Annotated in this window: 17 protein-coding genes, 1 tRNA gene and 1 pseudogene; 9 read left to right on the forward strand and 10 right to left on the reverse strand. The window is 66.3% G+C overall.

Annotation, left to right across the window (positions count from 1 at the left end):
* Positions 1-59: 59 nt before the first annotated feature.
* The 3 genes from ASC46_RS14595 to ASC46_RS14605 form a co-directional block, all read right to left on the reverse strand.
* Positions 60-1,349 carry a porin gene (locus ASC46_RS14595; protein ID WP_055460031.1) on the reverse strand — a complete coding sequence of 430 codons (1,290 nt, stop codon included), beginning with the start codon at positions 1,347-1,349 and terminating at the stop codon, positions 60-62.
* A 378-nt stretch (positions 1,350-1,727) separates the two neighbouring features.
* Positions 1,728-3,035, reverse strand: coding sequence for a porin (locus ASC46_RS14600; RefSeq protein WP_055460032.1), 1,308 nt, complete (start codon positions 3,033-3,035; stop codon positions 1,728-1,730).
* Between the two features lie 754 nt (positions 3,036-3,789).
* The gene (locus ASC46_RS14605; RefSeq protein WP_055460033.1) at positions 3,790-4,548 is read right to left on the reverse strand and encodes an SDR family NAD(P)-dependent oxidoreductase; all 759 of its coding nucleotides are present in this window, start codon (positions 4,546-4,548) and stop codon (positions 3,790-3,792) included.
* Between the two features lie 265 nt (positions 4,549-4,813).
* On the opposite strand from ASC46_RS14605, the gene ASC46_RS14610 reads away from it, so the two are divergent.
* From ASC46_RS14610 to ASC46_RS14635, 6 genes are all read left to right on the forward strand, one after another.
* Complete coding sequence (locus ASC46_RS14610; protein WP_055460034.1) at positions 4,814-5,554, forward strand: ATP-binding cassette domain-containing protein; 741 nt, start codon at positions 4,814-4,816, stop codon at positions 5,552-5,554.
* Positions 5,554-6,609 (forward strand): ABC transporter permease, encoded by a 1,056-nt coding sequence (locus ASC46_RS14615; protein WP_055460035.1) that lies wholly within the window; start codon positions 5,554-5,556, stop codon positions 6,607-6,609. The genes ASC46_RS14610 and ASC46_RS14615 overlap by 1 nt, the downstream gene beginning before the upstream one ends.
* Positions 6,610-6,781: 172 nt before the next feature.
* Entirely contained in the window at positions 6,782-7,714 is a 933-nt protein-coding gene (locus tag ASC46_RS14620) for a sugar-binding protein (protein ID WP_055460036.1), read from the forward strand.
* Positions 7,715-7,830: 116 nt separating this feature from the next.
* Positions 7,831-8,913, forward strand: coding sequence for a substrate-binding domain-containing protein (locus ASC46_RS14625; protein ID WP_055460093.1), 1,083 nt, complete (start codon positions 7,831-7,833; stop codon positions 8,911-8,913).
* A gap of 153 nt (positions 8,914-9,066) precedes the next feature.
* Positions 9,067-11,310 carry an ABC transporter permease gene (locus tag ASC46_RS14630; protein ID WP_245280565.1) on the forward strand — a complete coding sequence of 748 codons (2,244 nt, stop codon included), beginning with the start codon at positions 9,067-9,069 and terminating at the stop codon, positions 11,308-11,310.
* Positions 11,307-12,083, forward strand: a complete 777-nt coding sequence (locus tag ASC46_RS14635) for an ATP-binding cassette domain-containing protein (protein ID WP_055460038.1) — start codon at positions 11,307-11,309, stop codon at positions 12,081-12,083. The genes ASC46_RS14630 and ASC46_RS14635 overlap by 4 nt, the downstream gene beginning before the upstream one ends.
* Positions 12,084-12,146: 63 nt before the next feature.
* Here ASC46_RS14635 and ASC46_RS14640 read toward each other — a convergent pair whose 3' ends face one another.
* Positions 12,147-12,368: a DUF378 domain-containing protein gene (locus ASC46_RS14640; protein WP_055460039.1), complete on the reverse strand. Its 222-nt coding sequence runs from the start codon at positions 12,366-12,368 to the stop codon at positions 12,147-12,149.
* Between the two features lie 76 nt (positions 12,369-12,444).
* Positions 12,445-12,948, reverse strand: a complete 504-nt coding sequence (locus ASC46_RS14645; RefSeq protein WP_055460040.1) for a fasciclin domain-containing protein — start codon at positions 12,946-12,948, stop codon at positions 12,445-12,447.
* Between the two features lie 167 nt (positions 12,949-13,115).
* Here ASC46_RS14645 and ASC46_RS14650 point away from each other — a divergent pair, with 167 nt between their 5' ends.
* Positions 13,116-13,700 (forward strand): helix-turn-helix domain-containing protein, encoded by a 585-nt coding sequence (locus ASC46_RS14650; RefSeq protein WP_055460094.1) that lies wholly within the window; start codon positions 13,116-13,118, stop codon positions 13,698-13,700.
* Positions 13,701-13,729: 29 nt separating this feature from the next.
* Here the strand turns inward: ASC46_RS14650 and ASC46_RS14655 are convergent, their stop codons facing one another.
* Positions 13,730-14,767: a LacI family DNA-binding transcriptional regulator gene (locus tag ASC46_RS14655; protein ID WP_055460041.1), complete on the reverse strand. Its 1,038-nt coding sequence runs from the start codon at positions 14,765-14,767 to the stop codon at positions 13,730-13,732.
* A 79-nt stretch (positions 14,768-14,846) separates the two neighbouring features.
* Entirely contained in the window at positions 14,847-15,737 is an 891-nt protein-coding gene (locus tag ASC46_RS14660) for a PfkB family carbohydrate kinase (protein WP_055460042.1), read from the reverse strand.
* Positions 15,738-15,977: 240 nt separating this feature from the next.
* Here ASC46_RS14660 and phnF point away from each other — a divergent pair, with 240 nt between their 5' ends.
* Positions 15,978-16,703 carry a phosphonate metabolism transcriptional regulator PhnF gene (phnF, locus tag ASC46_RS14665; protein WP_157672343.1) on the forward strand — a complete coding sequence of 242 codons (726 nt, stop codon included), beginning with the start codon at positions 15,978-15,980 and terminating at the stop codon, positions 16,701-16,703.
* A gap of 3 nt (positions 16,704-16,706) precedes the next feature.
* On the opposite strand, the pseudogene ASC46_RS20905 reads toward phnF, so the two are convergent.
* The 3 genes and pseudogenes from ASC46_RS20905 to pyc all read right to left on the reverse strand — a co-directional run.
* Positions 16,707-17,030, reverse strand: a pseudogene (locus ASC46_RS20905) (acetoacetate decarboxylase family protein); the annotation flags it as partial.
* A gap of 157 nt (positions 17,031-17,187) precedes the next feature.
* Entirely contained in the window at positions 17,188-17,919 is a 732-nt protein-coding gene (locus ASC46_RS21865; RefSeq protein ID WP_055460045.1) for a cold-shock protein, read from the reverse strand.
* Between the two features lie 159 nt (positions 17,920-18,078).
* Positions 18,079-21,522 (reverse strand): pyruvate carboxylase, encoded by a 3,444-nt coding sequence (gene pyc / locus ASC46_RS14680; protein WP_055460046.1) that lies wholly within the window; start codon positions 21,520-21,522, stop codon positions 18,079-18,081.
* Positions 21,523-21,769: 247 nt separating this feature from the next.
* Here pyc and ASC46_RS14685 point away from each other — a divergent pair.
* A tRNA-Ser gene (locus tag ASC46_RS14685) sits at positions 21,770-21,858 on the forward strand.
* Positions 21,859-22,038 lie beyond the last annotated feature (180 nt).

Consider the following 22,038-nt stretch of genomic DNA (forward strand, 5'->3'; position numbering starts at 1 on the left):
GAAAACAGAAGCCCTCGCAGCGGCCTGCGAGGGCTTCGGATCAGCCTGTCGATGGACGATCAGAACTCGCGCTGCAGCCGCAGGCGTGCCTCCCAGATGTCTTCGGAGCGCTTGACGATGACCGGCGCGGCAAGGTCGCGGTCGACGTCGAGCTTCTGGTAGATGACCTCGAGGCCGATGTCGAAGGCCGAGACGGGTGACCAGATCACGTTGCTGCCGACAGTCCAGACCTTGAAATCCTGCTGCAGGGTCGCCGCCGAATAGTCGAGCGACGTGTAGTTGCCGAACAACGCCTGGCGGATGGACGGCGTCCAGTAGTGCAAGAAGGCGGCCGTGGCGCCCCAGCCCCTGGTCTTCTTGATATCGCCGTTGACGATGACGCCCTCGCTGACGAGGCCGGAGACCGGGCCGATGTTGAAGTCGTCATAGACGCCGAGATAGGAGATGGCGCCGTCGGCATAGGCCGCCTGCAGCCACAGCGTGTCGCCGGGCGCGAGCATCGGCAGGTTGACCTGCACGCCGGCCTGGATGGCGTAGCCGTATTCGGTACCGACACGGCTGCCGAGGGGTCCCGAGCCGAAGCCGACGCCACCGAGGCCGGCGCCGATATCGACCGAGTTGAGCTGGTGCAGCGCACCCGCGAGCTGAGCCGAGCCCCAGTCCTGATCGAGGCGCAGGTTGGCGACAACGTCGGGCATGCGCTGGCCGGCCTGGGCATAGGTCACGCCGTTGAGCGTATGGGCGCTGCGGTCCTCCAGCGCGATGGTGGCCGAGAAACCATTGCCGAAGGTGGCGGTATAGGCGAGGAGGTTGACCGTCAGGTCGGAGCCAAGGCTGCCGAGGGCGCCGGCGCCGAAGTTGAGATCGTTGGCGTAGAAGTCGAAGAACGAGGTGGCACGACCAGCCGTGATGCCGGCCCACTGGATGTAGGCCTTGTCGAGAACGACATCCGTGCTGTCGCCGGCGGGACCGGGCTGTGCATTGTAGACGCCCGTGTCGGCGAAGACGTCGACCTGGACGAAGGCCCGGAGCGTCCCCCAATCGGTCGCCGTGCGCGCATCGACATTGAGGCGGCCAACGGCGCGGAAGCCGGTGGCGTCATTCTCGCGGCCATCACCCGGCGTGTTCCACAGCGGCTCGAGGTAGCGGTATTCGGCGCGAACGCGGCCGCCGATCTTGATGCAGGTGTCGGACCCCGGGATGTAGAAGAAGCCGGCCCCGTGCAGCGAGCAGACGCGCACGTATTCGACGGGCGCCGCTTTGGTCATCGGCAGGTCGGCGGCCTTGGCGCCGCCCGCAAGAGCAAGGCCCGCGACGCCGCCCAACAACAGCTGCGATACGACACGCATTCGTCCTCTCCATGATCCGAGCCGCCTGACCGATAACCGGCGCCCATGGATGACAGTCTGACGACGGCAGCGGGAAGCTCAAGTTAAAACGCAGAGATCGGCGACCAAAGACAAGGATTCAGGGACGTTGTTGCATGACAACAACATCAAATAAATGCGGAATAAAGAAAATGAACACTAAGCGGGCAGACTGCATAAGGAATGGGATAAGACCTGCGCGCATCCTGTGCAGCCCGGGCGCACGCGCCACTTGCATCATGCGCTCCATCCGGAGCTGACGCTGCCGCCCGACAGGCCGATTCCCAGCCGGCGTGATCCCAAAAGAAAAACCCCGGCGCTGACGCGCCGGGGTCTCGATATCACCCTTGCGGGATGAGATCAGAAGTCGCGCTGGAAGCGGATACGAGCTTCCCAGACGTCCTCGGAGCCCGCCGTAGCGACGATGTCGCCAGCGCCATTCGTGAGGATCACGGTGCCGCGCGGGTCAACCTTCTGGTAGAGAACCTCGACGCCAATATCGAAGGCCTTGACCGGCGACCAGATCAGGTTCGTGCCGACGGTCCAGATCTTGAAATCGTTGAGGCCGTAGGTGGTGAACGCCTGACCGGAATAGTCAACCGACGTGAAGTTGCCGAACACGGCCTGGCGGATCGACGGCGTCCAGTAGTGCAGGAACGCACCGGTGACGCCCCAGCCCTTGGTCCGCTTGATGCCGCCGTTGATAACGGCACCATCGACAACCGGCGCGAAGCCCGTGACAGCGGCGAACGAGGGCGAACCCGTCAGACCAAGGCGCCCAAGCGCGCCGTCAGCATAAGCCGCCTGCAGCCACAGGGCATCACCGGCGGCGAGCATCGGCAGGTTGAACTTCAGACCAGCCTGAATGGCGTAGCCATACTCGGAGTCGATGCGGGTACCGAGAGCGTCAAGCGCCGTCGTGTTCAGCTGCTGAACGGCACCGGACAGCTGGGCAGAACCCCACCCCTGATCGACGCGCAGGTTGGCGACGACACTCGGAGTACGCTGACCGGCGAGCGCGCCGCCGAAGAGCGGCTGCACAAGCGAGCTACGATCCTCAAGGGCGAGGGTCGCCGAGAAGCCGTTGCCGAAGGTCGCCGTGTAGGCGAGGGTGTTGACCGAGCCGTCGTCCGAGCCGAGCGAGCCCATATAGCCCGAGCCGAAGTTGACGGCCGAGGCATAGAAGTCGAAGAACGAGCTGATGCGACCAGCGGTGATGCCAGCCCACTGGATGTAGGCCTTGTCGAGCGTGACCGAGGTCACCTCAGCGGCCGGGCCAGCACCGTTACGACCAGTCGAGTTGTAGTTGCCGGTAAAGGCGTTCACGTCGACCTGGATGAACGCACGCAGCGTGCCCCACTCCGTCGCCGTACGGGCATCGACATTGATGCGGCCAAGAGCGCGCGTGCCGGTGGCATCCGAGTTACGGCCGTTGCCCGGCAGCGACCAAAGCGGCTCGAGGTAGCGATACTCAGCGCGGACACGACCACCGATCTTGATGCAGGTGTCCGAGCCCGGGATATAGAAGAAGCCGGCGCCGTGCACCGAGCAAACACGAACGTACTCGACAGGCGCAGCCTTCTTCATGGGAAGATCGGCAGCCTGAGCCCCGGCGGCAGCGGCGAGGCCGGCAACCGATCCGAGGAGAAGGCTCTTGGCGAGCTTCATAGTGACCTCCAAAGTTTCGAGACCCTTCGGGAGCGGTTCTTTTTCCTCAGCCGGCAACGCCGCTCCTTGGAAAGTCCCCTTGTCCCCCAACCTGTCGAGCCTGCCGTCATCCTCGGCATTGCGGCTGAGCATAGCGCCAGGCTCGAATCTGCGGCCGGGTCGCCCCCGAACGCAGAGCCAACATGTCCGACAGCCTCTTTTGGATCAACCTAAACCAAGCCCGGTTGTGGCGTTTTCGAGGCGCTGTTGCAGAAACGCCACTTTCTTTGACTCCGCCCTGCAAGTCGTTCTGTTTACACAATTTTAACGACTTGAGGAGCGCGGGGGCGGCGCCCCTTTGGGGGCGCTCGTGAGCCGGCGGAACGAGCCAGGGCCTGCCCGCAATGCCCGGCAACCTGCGCTCAGCGCGCTTTGGCGAGGAAGAGACCCGGGCCGGGGAATCACGCCTTCGGGCGAATCTCCCGAGCGGGCCGGAGGGGTGGATGCAAGCGCGCCAACCGGCGTTAAGCCCGAAAACGCGATGGAACAGGACCGCCAGGGGCACCGCGCGAGCACCTTGATACGGTGCCTTCGGCAAGTTCTTGTGCTGGTTCCCGGGTCGCATTCCGCTTCGCTGCATGCGCCCGGGAAACGAGGTTGAGGCGGACCGCATGCGGGCTCCCGGTTCGACGGCCCGTGGCTGGCGCCTTGCCGCCCTACCGCCTATTGCCTATTGCCTATTGCCCCACCGCCTATTGCCGACTGCCCGCCACCCTCACACCCAGCCGCCGTCGACCACGTAATGCTGGTTGGTGCAGGCGGAGGCCTCCTCGGAGGCGAAGAAGACGGCGACGCGGGCAACGTCGTCGGGCACCAGCTTGCGCTTCAGGCACTGGCGCTGCATGAGCTCGGCCTCCCCCGCAGGGGTCAGCCACTTCTCGATCTGCCGCTGCGTCATGATCCAGCCCGGCGCGATCGCGTTCACGCGGATGTTGTCCGGCCCGTAGTCGCGCGCGAGGGAGCGCGTGAGGCCGAGCACGGCGGACTTGGCCGCGGTATAGGCCGCCATGCCGCCCTGCCCGACCATCCAGGACACCGAGCCGAAGTTGATGATGACGCCGCCGCCGGCTGCCTTCATGTCCGGCAGCACAGCCTGGGCGGCGAAGAACTGATGCTTGAGATTCACGGCGATACGATCGTCCCAGTATTCCGGCGTGACCTCCTCCGTCGGATGGCGCTCATCGTGCGCCGCGTTGTTGACGAGCACGGCCACGGGACCGAGCGCGGCACGGATGCGCGCGACGGCCGCGCGCAGGGCGGCGATGTCGGTCAGGTCCGCCTCCTCGAAATGCACCTGCGCGCCCGAGCGCGCGAGTTCGGCGACAAGGGCGCGCGATTCGTCGCCCTTGATGTCGATGAAGCCGACCTTCGCCTTCTGCTGCGCGAAACGGCGCACGATCGCCTCGCCGATGCCTGAGCCGCCGCCGGTGACCAGCACCACCTTGCCGGCAAGATCCGGATAGATCGCCCCCATGACCATGTCTCCCTGAGCCGAGCGCCTGGAAGCGGCTGCGCGCCCCACGCGAGCCGCGGCCGCCACCTTTCGATGCCCGCACACTAGCGCCATGCGACGAATGTTCAACGATAATGACATGCGCACCTCAGAATTTTTGAGGTGCACCGCAAAAATGAGTTGCGCACCGTCATCCGATTGGGCATCGTCAGCCCCAGGGAGCCGCCATGAAGAGCGGCCTGCCGGATCATCCGTGGACCGGCCAAGACCAGGGGAGGAATGACATTTGGCGCTTCTCGAACTGAGGGGAGTGGGCAAGGAGTTTGGCGCCATCCGGGCGCTGGGCGACGTCGATCTTGCCATCGAGCCGGGCGAAGCCGTCGGCCTGATGGGGGACAACGGCGCGGGCAAGTCCACGCTCGTCAAGATCATCGCCGGCAATTTCGCGCCGACCAGCGGCAGCATCGCCTTCGACGGGCAGCCGGTTCATTTCACGCGGCCGGTGGATGCGCGCGACGTCGGCATCGAGGTCGTCTACCAGGACCTCGCGCTCGCCGACAACCTGACCGCCGCCGCCAACGTATTCCTGGGCCGCGAGCTCCGGCGCCGCGTGGGCCCCTTCAGCTTCCTCGATCACGGGGCGATGAACCGGCGGGCGGGCGAGCTCTTTGCGGAGCTGAAGTCCGAGACGCGCGCCAACGACGTGGTGCGTGCCATGTCGGGCGGCCAGCGCCAGGCGGTGGCCATCGCCCGCACGCGCCTGTCGGACGCCAAGCTCGTGCTCATGGACGAGCCGACAGCCGCCATCTCCGTGCGCCAGGTGGCGGAGGTGCTGGACCTCATCCGCCGCCTCAAGGACCATGGCGTCGCCGTCATCCTCATCTCCCACCGCATGCCGGACGTCTTCAGCGTCTGCGACCGGGTGGTCGTGCTACGGCGCGGCCGCAAGGTGGCCGACAAGGCCATCGCCCAGTCCAGCCCCGAGGAAGTTACGGCCCTCATCACCGGCGCCAAGGAGGCCGCATGATGGCGAGCGAGACCTCATCTGCGTCCGCGGGCGCCATCAAGACGGGCGACTTTGCCAATGTCGGACGCGCGGCCTGGTGGCAGCGCGGTTTCTTCGCCAGCCAGACCGCCTATGTGGCGGCGGCGCTCTTGGCCATCGTCATCGTCATGGCCCTGATGAGCCCGGCTTTTCTCTCGGCTGGCAACGTTGCCAATGTCGCCAAGAACTTCTCCTTCATCGGCATCGTGACGCTCGGCATGACGCTCGTCATCGTCACCGGTGGCATCGACCTGTCGGTCGGCTCGGTCATGGCGCTGTCGGCCATCGCCTGCGCCATGGCGATGCAGGCCCTCGCGGGCACCGGCCTCGCCAGCGTGCCGTTCGCCACCATGACGCTCGCGATCGCGGCGGGGCTCGGCGTCGCCGTCCTCGTCGGGCTCACCAACGGGCTCCTCGTGGCGCGCGTCGGGCTGTCGCCCTTCGTGACCACGCTCGGCATGCTGTCGATCGCGCGCGGCCTCGCCTATGCGGTGACGGAGGGGCGAGGCCAGACGCCGGCGGGGCCGGACATCGATGCCTTCTACGCCTTTACCGACGGGACGATCCTCGGCGTGCCGATGGCGGTCGTCTATCTGCTCGGCCTCGCTGCGATGCTCGGCGTCGTGCTGCACCACACGGCCTTCGGCCGGCACGTCTTCGCGCTCGGCGGCAACGAGAAGGCAGCGGCGCTCACCGGCATCTCGGTCGAGCGGGTCAAGGTCTCGGTCTATGTGCTGTGCTCGCTCTCGGCCGGCTTCGCCGGCATCCTGATGACGGGCTGGCTCGGCTCTGCACCGGCCAATCTCGCAACGGGTTACGAGCTCACCATCATTGCGGCGGCTGTCATCGGCGGGGCGAACCTCGCCGGCGGCATGGGCGGGCCGGCGGGTGCCGTCATCGGCGCGCTGCTCATCGAGGTCATCCGCAACGGCCTGGTGCTCGCGGGCATCAATGCCTACTGGCAGATCGTGCTCGTCGGCATGATCATCATTCTCGCCGTGCTCGTGGACCGCCTGCGCAGCGGCCGCGCGGCCTGAGGATGCGCCCCGGCGAGCCGGGGCGAACACCCGTCATCCGGCGCGGGGCCTTGCCCCGCTCCCGATACTGCCCGATTGCCGGGCCAAGAAGCACAAGCTGAAGCGCGACAGACACGACAGGCCATGACCCTTCGCCAACGAGGGGCGCCCATCACCGAGGAGGAGGAAACCCATGCGAAAGATGCTTCTGGCGGCGGTGGCACTCGCCGCTCTCACCCTGCCTGCCACGGCGCAAACCTACCGCTTCGCCGTCGTTCCCAAGGCGATGAACAACCCGTTCTTCGACCTTGCCCGCGACGGCTGCGTCAAACGCGCCAAGGAGCTCGGCAACGTCGAGTGCATCTATAAGGGCCCGGTTGAACACGAGCCGGCGAGCCAGGCGCAGATCATCCAGGATCTCATCGCCCAGAAGGTCGACGGTCTCGCGATCTCGGTTTCGGACGTGGCCGCCGCCACACGCTCGATCAAGGCGGCGGTCGATGCGGGCATTCCCGTCATCACCTTCGATGCCGATGCGCCGGGCTCGGCGCGCACCGCCTATATCGGCACCAACAACAAGGACTTCGGCCGCGCGCTCGGCGAGATGCTGCTGCAGATGCGCCCCGAGGGCGGCAAGTTCGCCATGATTTCCGGCGGTCCGGCGGCCAAGAACCTCGCCGAGCGCGTCGAGGGCGTGCGCGAGGTGCTGAAGGGCTCGAAGTGGGAGGAGATCTCGGGTTCGCCCCTGTTCTGCAACGACGACATCGCGCTCGCCGTGCAGCAGATGCAGGACCTCAAGACGGCGAACCCCGATCTTGCGGCCATCGTGCCGGTTGGTGGCTGGCCAATGTTCGCGCCCGAGGGCTTCAGGAGCTTCGCCTCGAAGTACAAGAAGGACCTGGAGAGCGGCAAGTTCACGCTGGTGGTCGCCGACACGCTGAAGGTGCAGCTCGAGCTGCTCAAGGACGGCTTTGCCAACGGCCTCGTCGGCCAGCGCCCCTTCGAGATGGGCGAGAAATCCATGGATGCGCTGCTGGCACTCAAGAAGGGTGAGAAAGTCGAGGAGCTCATCTTTACGGGCCTCGACCGCGTGACGCCGGCCAATGTCGGGGAGATGCTGAAGTAACCAGCGGCCGGCCCCGCAACGTCTCCGGCGCTCGCCGCGCCGGAGACGCGCAGGAAGACAACGAACGAACCGGGGAGGTTCAAACCATGAAGCGCTTTTCGATGACGCGCGCTACCATGACGCGCTGCTTCGCCACTGCCGCACTGGCCGCGGGCGTATCGCTGCTGTCGGTTGCAGCGCATGCCCAGTCGGGCGCGCTCGAACGGGCGGTGGGCGGCTATTCCTTCGACGACGCGGCCAAGGAGGCGCCGGGGACGAAGGACTTCAACTCCAAGGACGGCAAGCTCACCTTTGCCATCGTCACCCACACGGCTGGCAACGGCTTCTTCGACCCGACCTATGTCGGCGCCAAGGTGGCGGCCAACGCCTTCGGCATCAACCTGCTGATGCTCGGCTCGGAAGCGCCGGTCGACGACATCCCGCGCGAGATCCAGATCCTCAACCAGATCATCAACGATCCGACCATCGACGGCGTCATCATGACGACGCCGCAGTCGGGCGCCTACGACGACATCGTCAAGAAGCTCATGGAGCGCGGCATCCCCGTCGCCACGACCAATTCGCACGACCCCAACCTCCTCAACCGCTCGCAGATTTCGCACACGGGGCAGGACGCCTCGGCGGCCGCCATCGGCGGCGAGGCCCTCGTCAAGTGCCTCGTCGACAAGGGGGTGAAGGGCGGCTCGATCATCTTTCCCTCCACCACGACGCTCGGCAACGTCGAGGTGAACAACCGCATCAAGTCGGCCTTCGAGGCCACGGTCAAAGCCCTCAACGCCGCCGGCAAGCTGAAGGACTTCAAGGTCGACGCCGGTCCCGAGAACATCGGCATCGACGTGGACGCCAACAATATCGTCGGCTCGGTGGTGACGCTCATCGAGAGCCGCAAGGACGTGGTGGGCGCCTTCGCCGCCAACGGTTTCGTGACGCCGGCCCTGGGCGATGCCATCAGCCAGCTGAAGCTCAACGACAAGGTCTGCGCCTTCGGTTTCGATCTCGGCCCCAAGCAGCAGGAACAGATCCGCACCGGCGCGCTCACCGGCTCGCTGGGCCAGCAGCCGTTCCTGCAGGGCTTCTGGCCCGTCGCGCAGCTGTACCTGCAGATCGACCGCGGGATCGCGGCGGCCAACCTCGACACGCGCGCCCAGCTCGTGACCAAGGAGACCGTCGACACGGTCGGCAAGCGTTTCGAGAACTGAACCGTCTGCCCGCCGGCGCCCCTGCGGCACCGGCGGGCCGGCCAAGGCGACGCGGCGCGAAGCCGCGCAACGGACGACACAAGGAACATCGGGATGGCAATTGCGGCGACAGCCGGCCGGCCGGAAACACCTCGTTCGCCCCAGCACCTTCCGATGCAGCTCGTCGGCGGCTGGGAAGCGGGCCTCCTTGCCTTCATGGCCCTGCTCTATCTCGTCGGGGTCCTTCTCAACCCGACCTTCTTCGGCTCGACGGACGCGATCTCGGCGGTCCTGCGGGATACGGCCCGCTACGGCGTGATGGCCGTCGGCATGACCTTCGTCATCGTCAACCGCGACCTCGACCTGTCCGTGGGCTCGACGCTCGGGCTCACCGCCGTCGCCTTCTCGATCTTCTTCTCGCCGACGCATTACGGCCTGGACGCGGTGCCCGCCGCCCTCCTCTGCCTCGGGCTCGGCCTTGCCATCGGCCTCGTCAACGGCGTGCTCGTCGCCATCCTGCGCGTGCCGCCGTTCATCGCCACGCTGACGATGCTCTTCATCGGCCGCGGCCTCGTGCTCGGCCTCACCGGCGGCAAGACCATCGGCTTCGACCTCAAGGCGCAGGGCTACTGGCTTTTCGCCATGGGCGAGACCAATGCGCTCGGCTTCAACAACCAGATCCTCATCTTTCTCGTTTTCGCCGTCGTTGGCGCCTTGGTCCTCGCCAAGACGCGCGTCGGCTATGAGACCTATGCGGTGGGCGGCAACGAACAGGCGGCGCAATATGCCGGCATCGCGACCAAGGCCGTGCGCATCCGCGGCTTCATGATCTCGTCCTTCTGCGCCGCGGTCGCCGGGCTGATGAACGTCACGCAGGACAAGGGCGTCACCTCGCAATACGGCCAGGGGGCGGAGCTCATCGTCATCGCCGCCGTCATCGTCGGCGGGGCCGCGATCGCCGGCGGGCGCGGACGTGTCATCGGCGCATGCCTCGGCGCGGCCCTCGTCGTGCTCATCGACAAGGTGTTGCGCGAGGGCATTCCCGTCACGCGCACCATCACGGTGGGCGGTGTCGAGATGGAGGTGCAGGCGCTGGCCCAGCTGCCGCCCGGCGCCGTGCCGGCGTTCCTTGGCCTTATCCTGCTCGCGGCCGTGCTGATCGAGCCCTGGGTGGTACGCGGCAATGTCTTCGGCCGCCTAAAGGCGTGGCTCACGGGCTCCGAGCCGCCGCCAAGCCTCGATCCCGGCGGCGCGGCCATCGTCGGCGTCAAGACCTTTGGCACGGCGAGCGACGCGCGCAGCGTCGGTGCCCGCGGGCTCAGGGCCTTCCTGCACCGGCGCGATGCGGCGGCCATCGTCCTCGTCATCGCGCTGTGGCTCGTCGGCATGTGGCTGCGGCCGGACTTCTGGGGCTCGCTCAACAATTCCTTCAACCTGCTGCTCGCCTTCTCCGAGGTGGCGCTCCTGTCGCTCGGCCTCACCTATGTCATCGCCAACGGCGACATCGACCTGTCGGTCGGCTCGGTGCTGGCCCTGTCGGGGGCCGTCGCGGCCTATGTGATGAAGGAAATGGGGGGCGATCCGCTGCTCGCCATCTCGCTGGCGCTCGCCGCCGGGGCCCTGTGCGGCGCCGTCAACGGCTGGCTGACGACGCGCTTCAATCTGCCCTCCTTCGTCGCCACGCTCGGCATGTTCTACATCGCCCGCGGACTTGCAGCCTGGATCGTCTCCGGCCGCCAGCTCTCGGGCTTCCCGGAGCGCTTCAACCTCATCGGCCGCAATCTCTACGAGGTGCTGTCCTATTTCGGCATGCCGCCGCAGACGGGGCTGTGGCTGGAGGTGACGCGCGCCGTGAGCGTGCAGACGCTGTTCCTCCTCCTCGTCGCGATTGTCGCCGGCATCGTCCTCGGGGCGACGCCCTTCGGCCAGAAGGTGTATGCGACAGGCGGCAACGAGCGAGCGGCGAGCTATGCGGGCATCGACACGAAGCGCGTGCGCTTCCTGTCGCTCGTCTTCTCGGGGCTGTGCGCCGCGGCGGCCGGCGTCATCTACGTCGCCTTCTACCGCAGCTTCAACCCGTCCGCCGGCCAGCTGCGCGAGCTCGACGCCATCGCCTCGGTGATCATCGGCGGTGGCTCCATCTTCGGCGGCTACGGCACTATCATCGGCTCGCTCGCGGGGGCTGCCGTCATCACGCTCATCCGCTCGCTGCTGTCGCTGCAGGTGATCCTCGCCAATGGCGCCTCATTCGTGCTGCCGCAGCACTGGATGAACGTGTTCATCGGTCTCATCCTGCTGATTGCCGTGATCGGGGACATCTGGTTCCGCCAGAACAACGTCTTCGGCGAGTGGCGCCGTCGCCGGCAGCTCGCGGCCGCCGAGAAGCTGAGACTGCATCAAGGGAGCAAAGGCGCATGACGACGCCGATCATCGAGATGCGCGGCATCATGAAGCGCTTCGGCGCGGTGCAGGCGCTCAACAACGTCAACTTCCGCCTCATGCCTGGCGAGATTCTGGGCCTCGTCGGCGACAATTCAGCCGGCAAGTCGACGCTGATGAAGGTGATGACCGGAGCCTACCAGCGCGATGCGGGTGAAGTGCTCGTCAATGGCGAGGAAACCCACTTCCGGAGTCCGCACGAGAGCCGCGACCGTGGCATCGAGATGATCTACCAGGACTTCGCCCTGTGCGGGAACATGGACGTCGGACAGAACATCTTCCTTGGCCGCTGGCCGAAGCGCTTCGGTCTCTTCGTTGACCGACCGAAGATGTATGAGGAGGCACGACAGGTGCTGGGCCGCCTCAAGGTGGACGTCAATTCGGTGTTCCAGAAGGTCGAGAGCCTGTCGGGCGGGCGCCAGCAGTCCGTCGCCATTGCCCGTGCCATCTCCTTCGAGCCCAAAGTCATCATCTTCGACGAGCCCACGGCCAACCTCTCCGTGATGGCGACGGAGCGGCTGCTGGAAACGATGGCGGAACTGAAGCGCCAGGGCGTGGCGCAGGTCATCATCTCGCACCGGCTCACCGACATCTTCGAGGTCGGTGATCGCATCATGGTGCTGAAGCGCGGCGAGAACGTCGGCGATCGCTACATCGCCCACACGAGCGAGAAGGAGGTGCTGGAACTCATCGTCTCGGGCACACCCGACACCGCGCTGACCGCTGACGAGGCTCTTCGGCAGGCTGCTTGATGTCGCCTGACTACCGTATAAAGGGCGAGAGGCCCGGCCCTGCGGCCGGGCTTCATCGTCTGTCTATCCCCGCTCGGCCACGACCTCGCCCGCCGAGATCGCCGAGAACAGAGGCATGACCTGCCAGGCGGCAGAAATGCCTACGACGGTGTAGACAATCCGTGACAGAACGGATGCCTCGCCGAACAGGGCTGCCACCATATCCAGCCCGAAAAGCCCGATGAGGCCCCAGTTCAGCCCGCCGACGATGATGAGGGCGAGCGTCGTCAAATTGATGATCTTCATTGCCTCCTCCATCGATGCTCGCCCGCCCGGCCCAAGGCACTCCACGTCAGCGCGGGCGCAACGATTCTCTCGAAGTTCATGATTCCGGCGGGAGGATAACCTTGTCGATGACGTGGATCGTGCCATTCGAGGCGGCGATGTCTGTTGCCGTGACCGCAGCATCGTTGATCATGACCTTTCCGGATTTCTGAGTGATGCTGATCATCTTGCCATTCACGGTTGTGGCCTTGTCGAGTTTCACGACGTCGGCAGAGGCGACATTGCCTGGCACGACGTGATAGGTCAGCACCGCGATCAGCTTCTCCTTGTTCTCGGGCTTCAGGAGACTTTCGACCGTTCCCGGCGGCAGCTGTCCGAAGGCATCATCGGTGGGAGCGAAGACCGTGAACGGCCCCGCTCCCTTGAGCGTCTCGACCAGCCCGGCCGCCTTGATCGCCGTTGCCAGCGTGCTGAACTGACCGGACGCCATCGCCGTTTCGACGATGTCCTTGTCTCCTGCTGCCCGAGCCGGAGAGCCGGCGAGCACCATGCCGATGGTCACAGCTGCGACCGCCGTCTTGCAGGCGAGCTTGAAGGTCATCACTGCTACTCCCTTTTCTTGAATTGTCCGACGCTATCCGCGACCAAATTCACTTTATGGGAAAACTGATTTTCGTCATTGTAAATTTATCGTGATATGAAATTGATTTTTCATACAGAGATAATATCATCGCGTGCTGCGGATTGAGAAGAAACATCGAGGTGGACATGCTGTCCGAAACGTTGACGGTCGAGCTTCAGCGCTATCAGATCGGCCCGCGCATCCGCACCTTGCGCCTGAAGAAGAAACTGGGCCTTGCCCAGCTCGGGTCCCATACCGGGCTCTCCACCGCGATGCTTTCGAAGATCGAGCGCGGCCAGCTCTTCCCCACCCTGCCAACCCTGCTGCGCATCGCAATGGTATTCGGCGTCGGCCTCGACCACTTCTTCAGCCGCGAAACGCCCCGGCCGCTGGTGGCTGTGGTGCGCGCAAGCGAACGCCTGCGCCTGCCGTCACCACCGGGTGACGAGCCTCCGGCCTACTTGTTCGAAAGCCTCGACTATCCGGCAACCGACCGCAGGATGGAATCGTTCTACGCGGAATTCCCGCTCGACGCGCAGCCATCGGCGCCGCACCAGCACGGCTCAGCTGAATTCGTCTATATCCTCGAAGGCGAACTCGAACTCTCCGTGGCCGGCGAAACGATGCCTCTTTCGGCGGGCGATGCCGTCTACTTCGACTCGAGCGCGCCGCACAGCTACTGCCGGCGGGGCCGTGCCGTCTGCAGGGCCCTGGTGGTGACTGCGGCATGAGGGGACGCCAACGCCGCCAATCGCCCTGATCAGGGTATGTTGTCCCGCAGGAAGATGTCGATACGGATGCGCTCCTGCTCGGGCAGGATGGGCTCGCCTGTACAGTGGGCGAGGAGCAAGCGCGCGGCCGAGCGCGCCTCGTGGCCCGCATCCTGGTTGATGACCGCGTCCATGATGCCGCGCACGAGAAAGCGCTTGGTGTAGGCGGTCAGGTCGTGGCCGATGAAGACGATATCCCGCTCCCGGCCGGCTGCCTCGAGGGCGGCAGCGATGCCGCGGTTGCCGGCGCCGACATTATAGATGCCGACGAGATCAGGATGGGCGGCGAGGATGTCCTCGGTCACCTTGCGCGTCAGTTCGGAATCGTCGCGCCCCTCGCGCAGCGGCAGGGTCCTCAGGTTGGGGAACTCTCCGTTCACCACCTGCATGAAGCCGAACTGCCGCTCGGCGTGGTCGCGCAGGGCGAGCGACCCGGCGATGAGCGCGACAGATCCCTCGCGCCCCCCTGAGAAGCGCCCCATTAACGTGCCGGCCGTGCGACCGGCGGCCGTGTTGTCGATACCGACATAGCGCAGCCTGCGCGAAGTCGGCGCGTCTGACACCAACGTCACCACCGCCGAGCCGCGGGCGACGAGATCGTCGATCGCGGCCCGGACGCGCGGATGATCGAGCGCGATGACCGCAACGCCGTGATAGCGCCCCTCCAGGCGCTCGAGCGCGGTGGCAAGAACATCGGGATCGAAGACATCGACATGCAGCATGTCGACAAAGGCCCGCTGGGTGACGAGCCACTCGGCGGCCACTCCCACCTGTTCCTCGAGATTGCTCATGAAGGTGTTGGTGCCCGTCGGCAGGATGAAACAGAAACGGAAGGTCTCCTTGCGCGCCAGACGCGCAGCGACGGGATCGGGCCGGTAGCCGAGCTTGGCGATGGCCGCCTGCACCTTGGCGGCGGTCTTCTCGCGCACGCCGGGGCGCCGGTTGAGCACGCGGTCCACCGTCGCGAGCGACACGCCCGCCTCCCGCGCGACATCCTCCAGCGTTATCCGTTCGGCGATCATGCTCATGATAGAGGCATGTTGCCCTCATTTTCTGAGGTGCGCAACGCAAGATCACCCCCGGCAAGACAGAAAACGCCCGGCCAGCCTAGCCTCGGAGCAGATGCTCCACCTCCGCCCGGCGGGGGGCGCCGCGGCCACCGCCGAAGCGCGTGCACTTGATGGCAGCGGTCGCATTTGCAAAGCGTACGGCGGGGCGGGGCGCCATGCCCTCCGCCAGGGCAAGGGCGAGCGCGCCATGCCAGACATCGCCGGCCCCCAGGGTATCAATCACATCCACCGCAAAAGCCGGTTCGTGCGCGACCTTGCCGTCCTCGATGAAGAAGACGCCGCCTTCTCCCGTCGTCACGGCAAGCCAGCTGTCACGGAGGCGCGAGGCGAGGCTGCGGAGCCCTTCCCGCGGATCCTCCAGCCCCGTCCGTTCCCGCAACGCCTGTGCGCTGAAGGCGATGTGACTCGCGGCATCGAGGACTCCCGGGTGATCCGGGGCCCGGTCGACGTCGAATACCGCTGGCACGCCGGCCGCGCGGGCTAGCATGAAGATCCGCGCCGCCCCCTCCTGCCAGCGCGTGTCGCCGAGCACAGCGCCGGTTCCCTGCGGCAGCGCCGCGGGAAGGCTCTCCACGGCGGCGGGGTAGCGCGGATCGGAATAGCTGATCACGGTGCGCTCGCCGGCCGCATCGACGAGGATCGCCGACACTGGCGAACGCAGCCCGCCGAGGCGCACGACACCGCTGCAGTCGACGCCCTCGTCCGTGAGCGAGCCCATGATGTCGTCACCGACGCGATCGTCCCCAAGGCGCGCGATGAGTCTGGCCCGGCCGCCGAGGCGCGCGATGGCTACGGCCGCATTGCCGGCGCAGCCGCCCGTCGTCACGGCAACATCCCGGGCGCGATATTTCTCTGCCCGTGTCGGCAGCGCGTCGAGTTTGTAGACATAATCGAGGGTGGCGATGCCGATACACAGGACTGTTTGCATTCAGGGCTCGATATGCGGCCGCACGCGTGCGAGTCTTGACAAGCGGCGATGCCAGCATGACGGACGCACGTCAAGATGCCTTGCGCGGATCGCGCGCCATTCTAGCCCCTCGGATATATGGGTGGTTTTTTACATCAACGGGATGCATTAATTTGGATAAGTAGAATTTTATTTTATTTTTCGGCATATGAAGAAGCGAACAGGCTCGCTATGAACGATTGCCCTTCCTTTTCCGATGGCTTGCCTCTTGATCGAACAGCTTCCGTACCCGTCTGGCGACAGATCCTGAGCGACATCGAGTTCGAGATTCGCGGCGGACTCGTGGCGTCGGGTCAGAAGCTTCCATCCGAGCTGGAACTGTCGCGGCGCTACGGGGTCAATCGCCACACGGTCCGCATGGCGCTACTCAAGCTGGCGGACAAGGGCCTCGTCGTCTCGCGGCAGGGGGCCGGCGTCTTCGTCACGGACGAGCAGCCGGAATACCGCATCGCCCGCCAACCCAGCACGAGCGAACTCGAGCAGGCCATGAATGATGCGGCCACCGGCGAACTCATCGCCTCCTACCGCCGCCCCACGTCGCACTATCTCGCCGGCCTGCTGCAGATCGACAGGGGCGGCGAGTTGCTGGTGCTGGAGACGCTGCGCCAGGCCGGCTCGCGCCTGTTGTCCTACGGCTATCACTATTTCGACGCCGCCCGTTTTGCCGGCATCGACACCGCCTTCGCCCGACTGCGCAGCCTGTCGGCCACCCTTGCGGAGTTCGACTGCCGCAGACTCCTGCGCCGCGCCACCTGGATCGACACGCGCATGCCCCGCAAGGTCGAGGCGGCGGCGCTCGGCATCGATCTCGACGAGCCGGTGATCGTCCTGAGCTATGTGGACACGGACGGGGAAGGCCGCCCGGTCCTGTTCGGCAACACGGTGCTGCGCGGCGGCACCGTGCGCGTGCGTGTGGAAACGACCTGAGCCTCGCGCCAGATAGACGTGGGCGACGCGCCCTCGCCCGAGCGTCAGATCGGCGACGAGATGCAGGGCGGACACGACTTCGAGCACCGGCAGTTCCGCCACCGGCGCCAGCGCATGCGGGTTGAGCGACAGGGCCGCGAGCCCCGTCCACGGCCCTTCGACGACGACGTCCTCGAGGAAATATACGACGAGTTCGCAGATGCGCGGCGTGCCATCGACATGCGGGATGATCTTGAGCGGGAAGTTCGGCTGCATCAGCGCGGCCCGCACGGCATCGAGACCGGCGCTGCGATGCTTGTAGCCTATCGTTCCGGTCGCCACGCACACGCGGATCTTGTCGGGGCAGATCTTGCCGGGCGAGATCTTGCAACGACCTTTCACTGACGGCAAAACTTTGCCGCAACGCAGCAAAAAGCCGCGGGCGCAGCCGCCCGCGGCTTTTTCATCATGGACGCCCGAAGATCGCCGAGGCTTGCGCCGCCGGTCAGTCGGCGTAGGAAATCATCGAGGCTTCGCGGCCCTTGGCGCCGGCGACAACGCTCATGTTGACCCGCTGGCCCTCGGCGAGATCGGCGATGCCGCCGCGCTGCAGTGTCGAAGCGTGGACGAACACGTCACGGCCACCGTCGTCGGGCTGAACGAAGCCGAAGCCCTTGTCACGGTTGTACCACTTGACCGTGCCCGCCATCTCCTCGGCCGGCCCTTCCGGAATCCGTGGGGCGAAGCCACCACCACCGGCACGCGGGCCACGCGGGGCGCGCGGCTGCGGCGGCAGGTCCTCAAGCTCGAGCACCTCGGCGACCTGGTTGCCCTTCGGCCCCTCGCGCAGGCGCACGACGATGCGTGCTCCCGGCTCGGCCCCGCTGAAGCCGGCAGCTTCGAGCGAGCGCATGGAGAGGAAGGCATCGCCCGACCCGTCCTCGCAGGCGACGAAGCCGAAGCCCTTCTCGGGATTGAACCACTTCACCGTCGCGTCCGTCGGCGGGCCGGCCGGCGCCGCAAAAGCATCGCGCGACGGACGACCGCCGAAGCCACCTTCGCGGCCCCCGAAACCGCCGTCACGACCTCCGAAGCCGCCATCACGGCCGCCGAAGCCTCCGTCGCGACCGCCGAAGCCACCGTCGCGCCCCCCGAAACCGCCGTCACGGGAGTCAAAGCTGTCGCGACGGCCACCACCCCTGCGGCGGGCGTCACGGTTATCATCGTATCGGTTCATACAGGATATCCAACTGGGAGAGTTTTCATCATACCCGAAAACACATGGCCACGCCATGCGGCAGGCCGAGCGGTCTCGTCCGTAAGCGTGCTTGCGGCGACAGTCTAATCATAGCCTCGATTCCGGCTTTGCGCGACTGCCTTTTCGCGGGGACCGCCTCTATTCGAAAACGACGAGCAGATCCTTGGCTTCGACAGGTGTGGCGGGCGCCACCACGACCTCGGCGACGCGCCCGTCGCGGCCGGCGTGGATAGCGGTCTCCATCTTCATGGCCTCGATGGTGAGAAGGATGTCGCCGGCCCGGACCTCCTGCCCCGCCTTGACGGCCACCGTGGCGACGGCGCCGGGCATGGGAGCGGCGACATGCTTCTCGTTCGCCTCGTCGGCCTTGCGGCGCACCGGCCGGCTCGCCGCGGCGGCGCGGTTCGGGACTTTGATCATGCGTGGCTGGCCGTTGAGCTCGAAGAAAACCCGTACCTGCCCCTCCTCGTCCGTATCGCCCACGGCCTGCAGGCGGATGACGAGGGTCTTGCCCTTCTCGATGGTGACGGCGATGTCGTCGCCCACCTGCATGCCATAGAAGAAGACCGGCGTCGGCAGGGACGATACGGGTCCATACTTGCGGCTCGCTCCGCAGAACTCGGCGAAGACCTTCGGATACATCAGGAAGGAGGCCAGTTCCCGCTCGCTGACGGCGCGGCCGCAGCGCTTCTCGGCTTCCGCGCGCGCGGCAGAAAGATCGGCCGGCGGCAGCAAGGATCCCGGCCGGGCCGTGGTCGGTGTCTCGCCCTTCAACACCTTGCGCTGCAAGGCCTCGGGCCAGCCGCCGGGCGGCTGGCCGAGGTCGCCGCGCAGCATCTCGACGACCGAAGCCGGAAAGGCGATGTCGCGCTTCTCGTCGAGCACGTCCGCCGGCGTGAGCCCCTGCGCCACCATCATCAGCGCCATGTCGCCGACAACCTTGGACGAAGGCGTGACCTTCACGATATCGCCGAAGAGGTCGTTGGCCGCCCGGTAGGCCTTGGCCACCTCGTGCCAGCGCGTCTCCAGGCCAAGCGAGCGCGCCTGCTCCTTGAGATTGGTGAACTGGCCGCCCGGCATCTCGTGGAGATAGACCTCGGAGGCGCCGGACTTCAGGTCGCTCTCGAAAGCCGCGTATTGGGTGCGCACAGCCTCCCAGTAGAAGCTGAGCTGGCGGATGGCCTCCGGGTCGAGCCCGGTGTCCTCGTCCGTGTGGCGCAGGGCCTCGACGAGCGAGCCGAGGCAGGGCTGGGACGTCGCACCGGACATGGCGTCCATCGCCGCATCGAAGGCGTCGACCCCGGCGGCGACCGCCGCCAGCACGCTCGCTGCCGCTATGCCAGAGGTATCGTGCGTGTGAAGATGGATTGGCAGGCCCACCTCCTCGCGCAGCGCCTTGACCAGCACCCTGGCCGCCGCCGGCTTCAGCAGCCCCGCCATGTCCTTGATGCCGAGGATATGGCAGCCGGCCTTCTCAAGATCCTTCGCGAGGCCAACGTAATAGCTGAGGGAGTATTTGGCGCGGGTAGGGTCTAGGATGTCGCCGGTGTAGCAGATGGCCCCTTCCGCCAGCTTGCCCGCCTCGCCGACGGCGTCGATGGCGACCCGCATGTTCTCGACCCAGTTGAGACAGTCGAACACGCGGAAGAGGTCCATGCCCGCCTCCGCCGCCTGGCGGACGAAATGGCGCACGACATTGTCGGGATAATTGGTGTAGCCGACGCCGTTCGCCCCGCGCAGCAGCATCTGCAGGAGCACGTTCGGCACCTTCTCGCGCAGCAGTGCGAGACGCTCCCACGGGTCCTCGGTGAGGAAGCGCATGGCGACGTCGAAGGTGGCGCCGCCCCAGCATTCGAGCGAGAAGAGCTGCGGCAGGCCATTGGCATAGGCCTCCGCCGCGCCGGCGATGTCGAAGGTGCGCATGCGCGTGGCAAGGAGCGACTGGTGCGCGTCGCGCATCGTGGTATCCGTGACGAGCGCCCGGCGCTCGGCGCGCATCCACTCGGCAAAGCCTTTCGGTCCCAGGCGGTCGAGCACCCGGCGCGTGCCTTCCACGCCGGACGGCGCCGGAAAGACGGGCGCCTGCGGCGGACGGGCCTCGGCCGGCGGGCGGGCGCGGCCCTTCACCTCCGGATGGCCGTTCACGGTCACGTCGGCGATATAGGTGAGCAGCTTGGTCGCTCGGTCGCGCCGCCGCGGCGCGCTAAAGAGCTCCGGCGTCTCGTCGATGAAGCGGGTGGTGTAGTCGTTGCCGCGGAACTTCGGATGCGACAGCACCGCCTCGAGGAAGAAGAGGTTGGTGGCGACGCCGCGGATGCGGTATTCGCGCAGCGCCCGGTCCATGCGGGCGATGGCCTCGCCCGGCGTCGGCGCCCAAGCCGTCACCTTCTCCAGCATCGGGTCGTAGAAACGGGTGACGACGGCTCCGGAATAGGCCGTGCCGCCGTCGACGCGGATGCCGAAGCCGAAGGCGCCACGGTAGGCGGTGATGCGGCCGTAGTCCGGGATGAAGTTGTTCTCCGGGTTCTCCGTGGTGATGCGGCATTGCAGGGCGTGGCCGTCGAGCACGATCTCGGACTGCGGCGGAATGCCGGTCTCTGCGGCGACGCCCAGCCGCCCGCCCTCGGCAATCCGGATCTGCGCCTTGACGATGTCGAGCCCGGTGACGACCTCGGTTACCGTATGCTCCACCTGGATGCGCGGGTTGACTTCGATGAAGTAGAAGGCGCCCGTGTCGGCATCCATGAGGAACTCGACCGTGCCGGCGCCGACATAATCCGTCGCCCGGCCGATCTTGAGTCCCGCCTCGCACAGGGCGGCGCGGGTCGCCGCGTCGAGATAGGGCGCCGGCGCGCGCTCGATCACCTTCTGATTGCGGCGCTGGATGGAGCAGTCGCGCTCGAAGAGGTGGACGAGGTTGCCGTGCCTGTCGCCGAGGAGTTGCACCTCGACATGGCGGGCGCGGCGCACGAGCTTCTCGAGATAGACCTCGTCCTTGCCGAAGGCGGCCTTCGCCTCGCGCCTCGCGCTCATGACGGCGTCGATGAGCTTGTCCTCGCTCTCGATGGGGCGCATGCCGCGTCCGCCGCCGCCCCAGGAGGCCTTGAGCATCACGGGATAGCCGATCTCGGCGGCAAGGCGCCTGATCTCGGCAGGATCCTCCGGCAGCGGGTCGGTCGCGGGCATCACCGGCACGCCGACCGAAATGGCGAGGTTGCGCGCCGCCACCTTGTTGCCGAGCGTGCGCATCGTTTCGGGCTTCGGCCCGATGAAGACGATACCGGCAGCGGCACAGGCCTCGGCGAATTCCGGGCTTTCGGACAGGAAGCCATAGCCGGGGTGGATGGCGTCGACCCGCGCTTCTTTCGCGACACGGATCACCTCGTCGATCGAAAGATACGCCTCGAGCGGCCCCTTGCCCCTGCCGACCTGATAGGCCTCATCCGCCTTGAAGCGGTGCAGCGAGAGCTTGTCCTCCTCCGCATAGATCGCCACCGTCTGGATGCCGAGTTCCGTCGCCGCTCGAAACACGCGAATGGCGATCTCGGAGCGGTTGGCAACCACCAGGCGCTTGATCTTCATGCAGGCCCCCTCAAACAGCGCAAAGCTCTTTTGCCATACACGCAATGCAGCAGGGCGCAAACAACGGAATCATCATGTCATTTGGCTCCGCGCCCACGCATGCCGCTGCGCTGCAGCATCCCTTCGGCCACGCGCACTCCCCGCCCCTCACCGAGAAAGCAGGCTGGCCGCGGCCCAAAGTGGCGGTGCATGACCCAACTGGCATGTTGACCGGAATCCGCGAAAAGGTTAGGGCTTGGCCGCCGCAGGAGACGTGGCCGAGTGGCTGAAGGCGGCGGTTTGCTAAACCGTTATACGTGGTAACACGTATCAGGGGTTCGAATCCCCTCGTCTCCGCGGAAATCAAGGAAAATCAACGTATTGAAGGCCAGCCCACCGCCCGTGAAGGCTCGCGCGGGGTCGCGGCGATAGCAAGGCAATAAGCACCGGCGCGAGTGCCGGCACCGCCGCGAGTTTCCGTCCGCGCCCCCGCACGGGGAGCGACGCCATGGAAGGAGACGGCCTTCGGACGCGCGC

Source organism: Chelatococcus sambhunathii, from assembly GCF_001418005.1.
Classification (GTDB): Bacteria; Pseudomonadota; Alphaproteobacteria; order Rhizobiales; family Beijerinckiaceae; genus Chelatococcus_A; species Chelatococcus_A sambhunathii.

Bases quoted from the DNA above. Each gene is read 5' to 3' on its own strand.
- ASC46_RS14595 (WP_055460031.1), bottom strand. From the start codon at position 1,349: ATGCGTGTCGTATCGCAGCTGTTGTTGGGCGGCGTCGCGGGCCTTGCT.
- ASC46_RS14600 (WP_055460032.1), bottom strand. From the start codon at position 3,035: ATGAAGCTCGCCAAGAGCCTTCTCCTCGGATCGGTTGCCGGCCTCGCC.
- ASC46_RS14605 (WP_055460033.1), bottom strand. From the start codon at position 4,548: ATGGGGGCGATCTATCCGGATCTTGCCGGCAAGGTGGTGCTGGTCACC.
- ASC46_RS14615 (WP_055460035.1), top strand. From the start codon at position 5,554: ATGGCGAGCGAGACCTCATCTGCGTCCGCGGGCGCCATCAAGACGGGC.
- ASC46_RS14620 (WP_055460036.1), top strand. From the start codon at position 6,782: ATGCGAAAGATGCTTCTGGCGGCGGTGGCACTCGCCGCTCTCACCCTG.
- ASC46_RS14625 (WP_055460093.1), top strand. From the start codon at position 7,831: ATGACGCGCTGCTTCGCCACTGCCGCACTGGCCGCGGGCGTATCGCTG.
- ASC46_RS14630 (WP_245280565.1), top strand. From the start codon at position 9,067: ATGCAGCTCGTCGGCGGCTGGGAAGCGGGCCTCCTTGCCTTCATGGCC.
- ASC46_RS14635 (WP_055460038.1), top strand. From the start codon at position 11,307: ATGACGACGCCGATCATCGAGATGCGCGGCATCATGAAGCGCTTCGGC.
- ASC46_RS14640 (WP_055460039.1), bottom strand. From the start codon at position 12,368: ATGAAGATCATCAATTTGACGACGCTCGCCCTCATCATCGTCGGCGGG.
- ASC46_RS14645 (WP_055460040.1), bottom strand. From the start codon at position 12,948: ATGACCTTCAAGCTCGCCTGCAAGACGGCGGTCGCAGCTGTGACCATC.
- ASC46_RS14650 (WP_055460094.1), top strand. From the start codon at position 13,116: ATGCTGTCCGAAACGTTGACGGTCGAGCTTCAGCGCTATCAGATCGGC.
- ASC46_RS14655 (WP_055460041.1), bottom strand. From the start codon at position 14,767: ATGAGCATGATCGCCGAACGGATAACGCTGGAGGATGTCGCGCGGGAG.
- ASC46_RS14660 (WP_055460042.1), bottom strand. From the start codon at position 15,737: ATGCAAACAGTCCTGTGTATCGGCATCGCCACCCTCGATTATGTCTAC.
- ASC46_RS21865 (WP_055460045.1), bottom strand. From the start codon at position 17,919: ATGAACCGATACGATGATAACCGTGACGCCCGCCGCAGGGGTGGTGGC.
- pyc (WP_055460046.1), bottom strand. From the start codon at position 21,522: ATGAAGATCAAGCGCCTGGTGGTTGCCAACCGCTCCGAGATCGCCATT.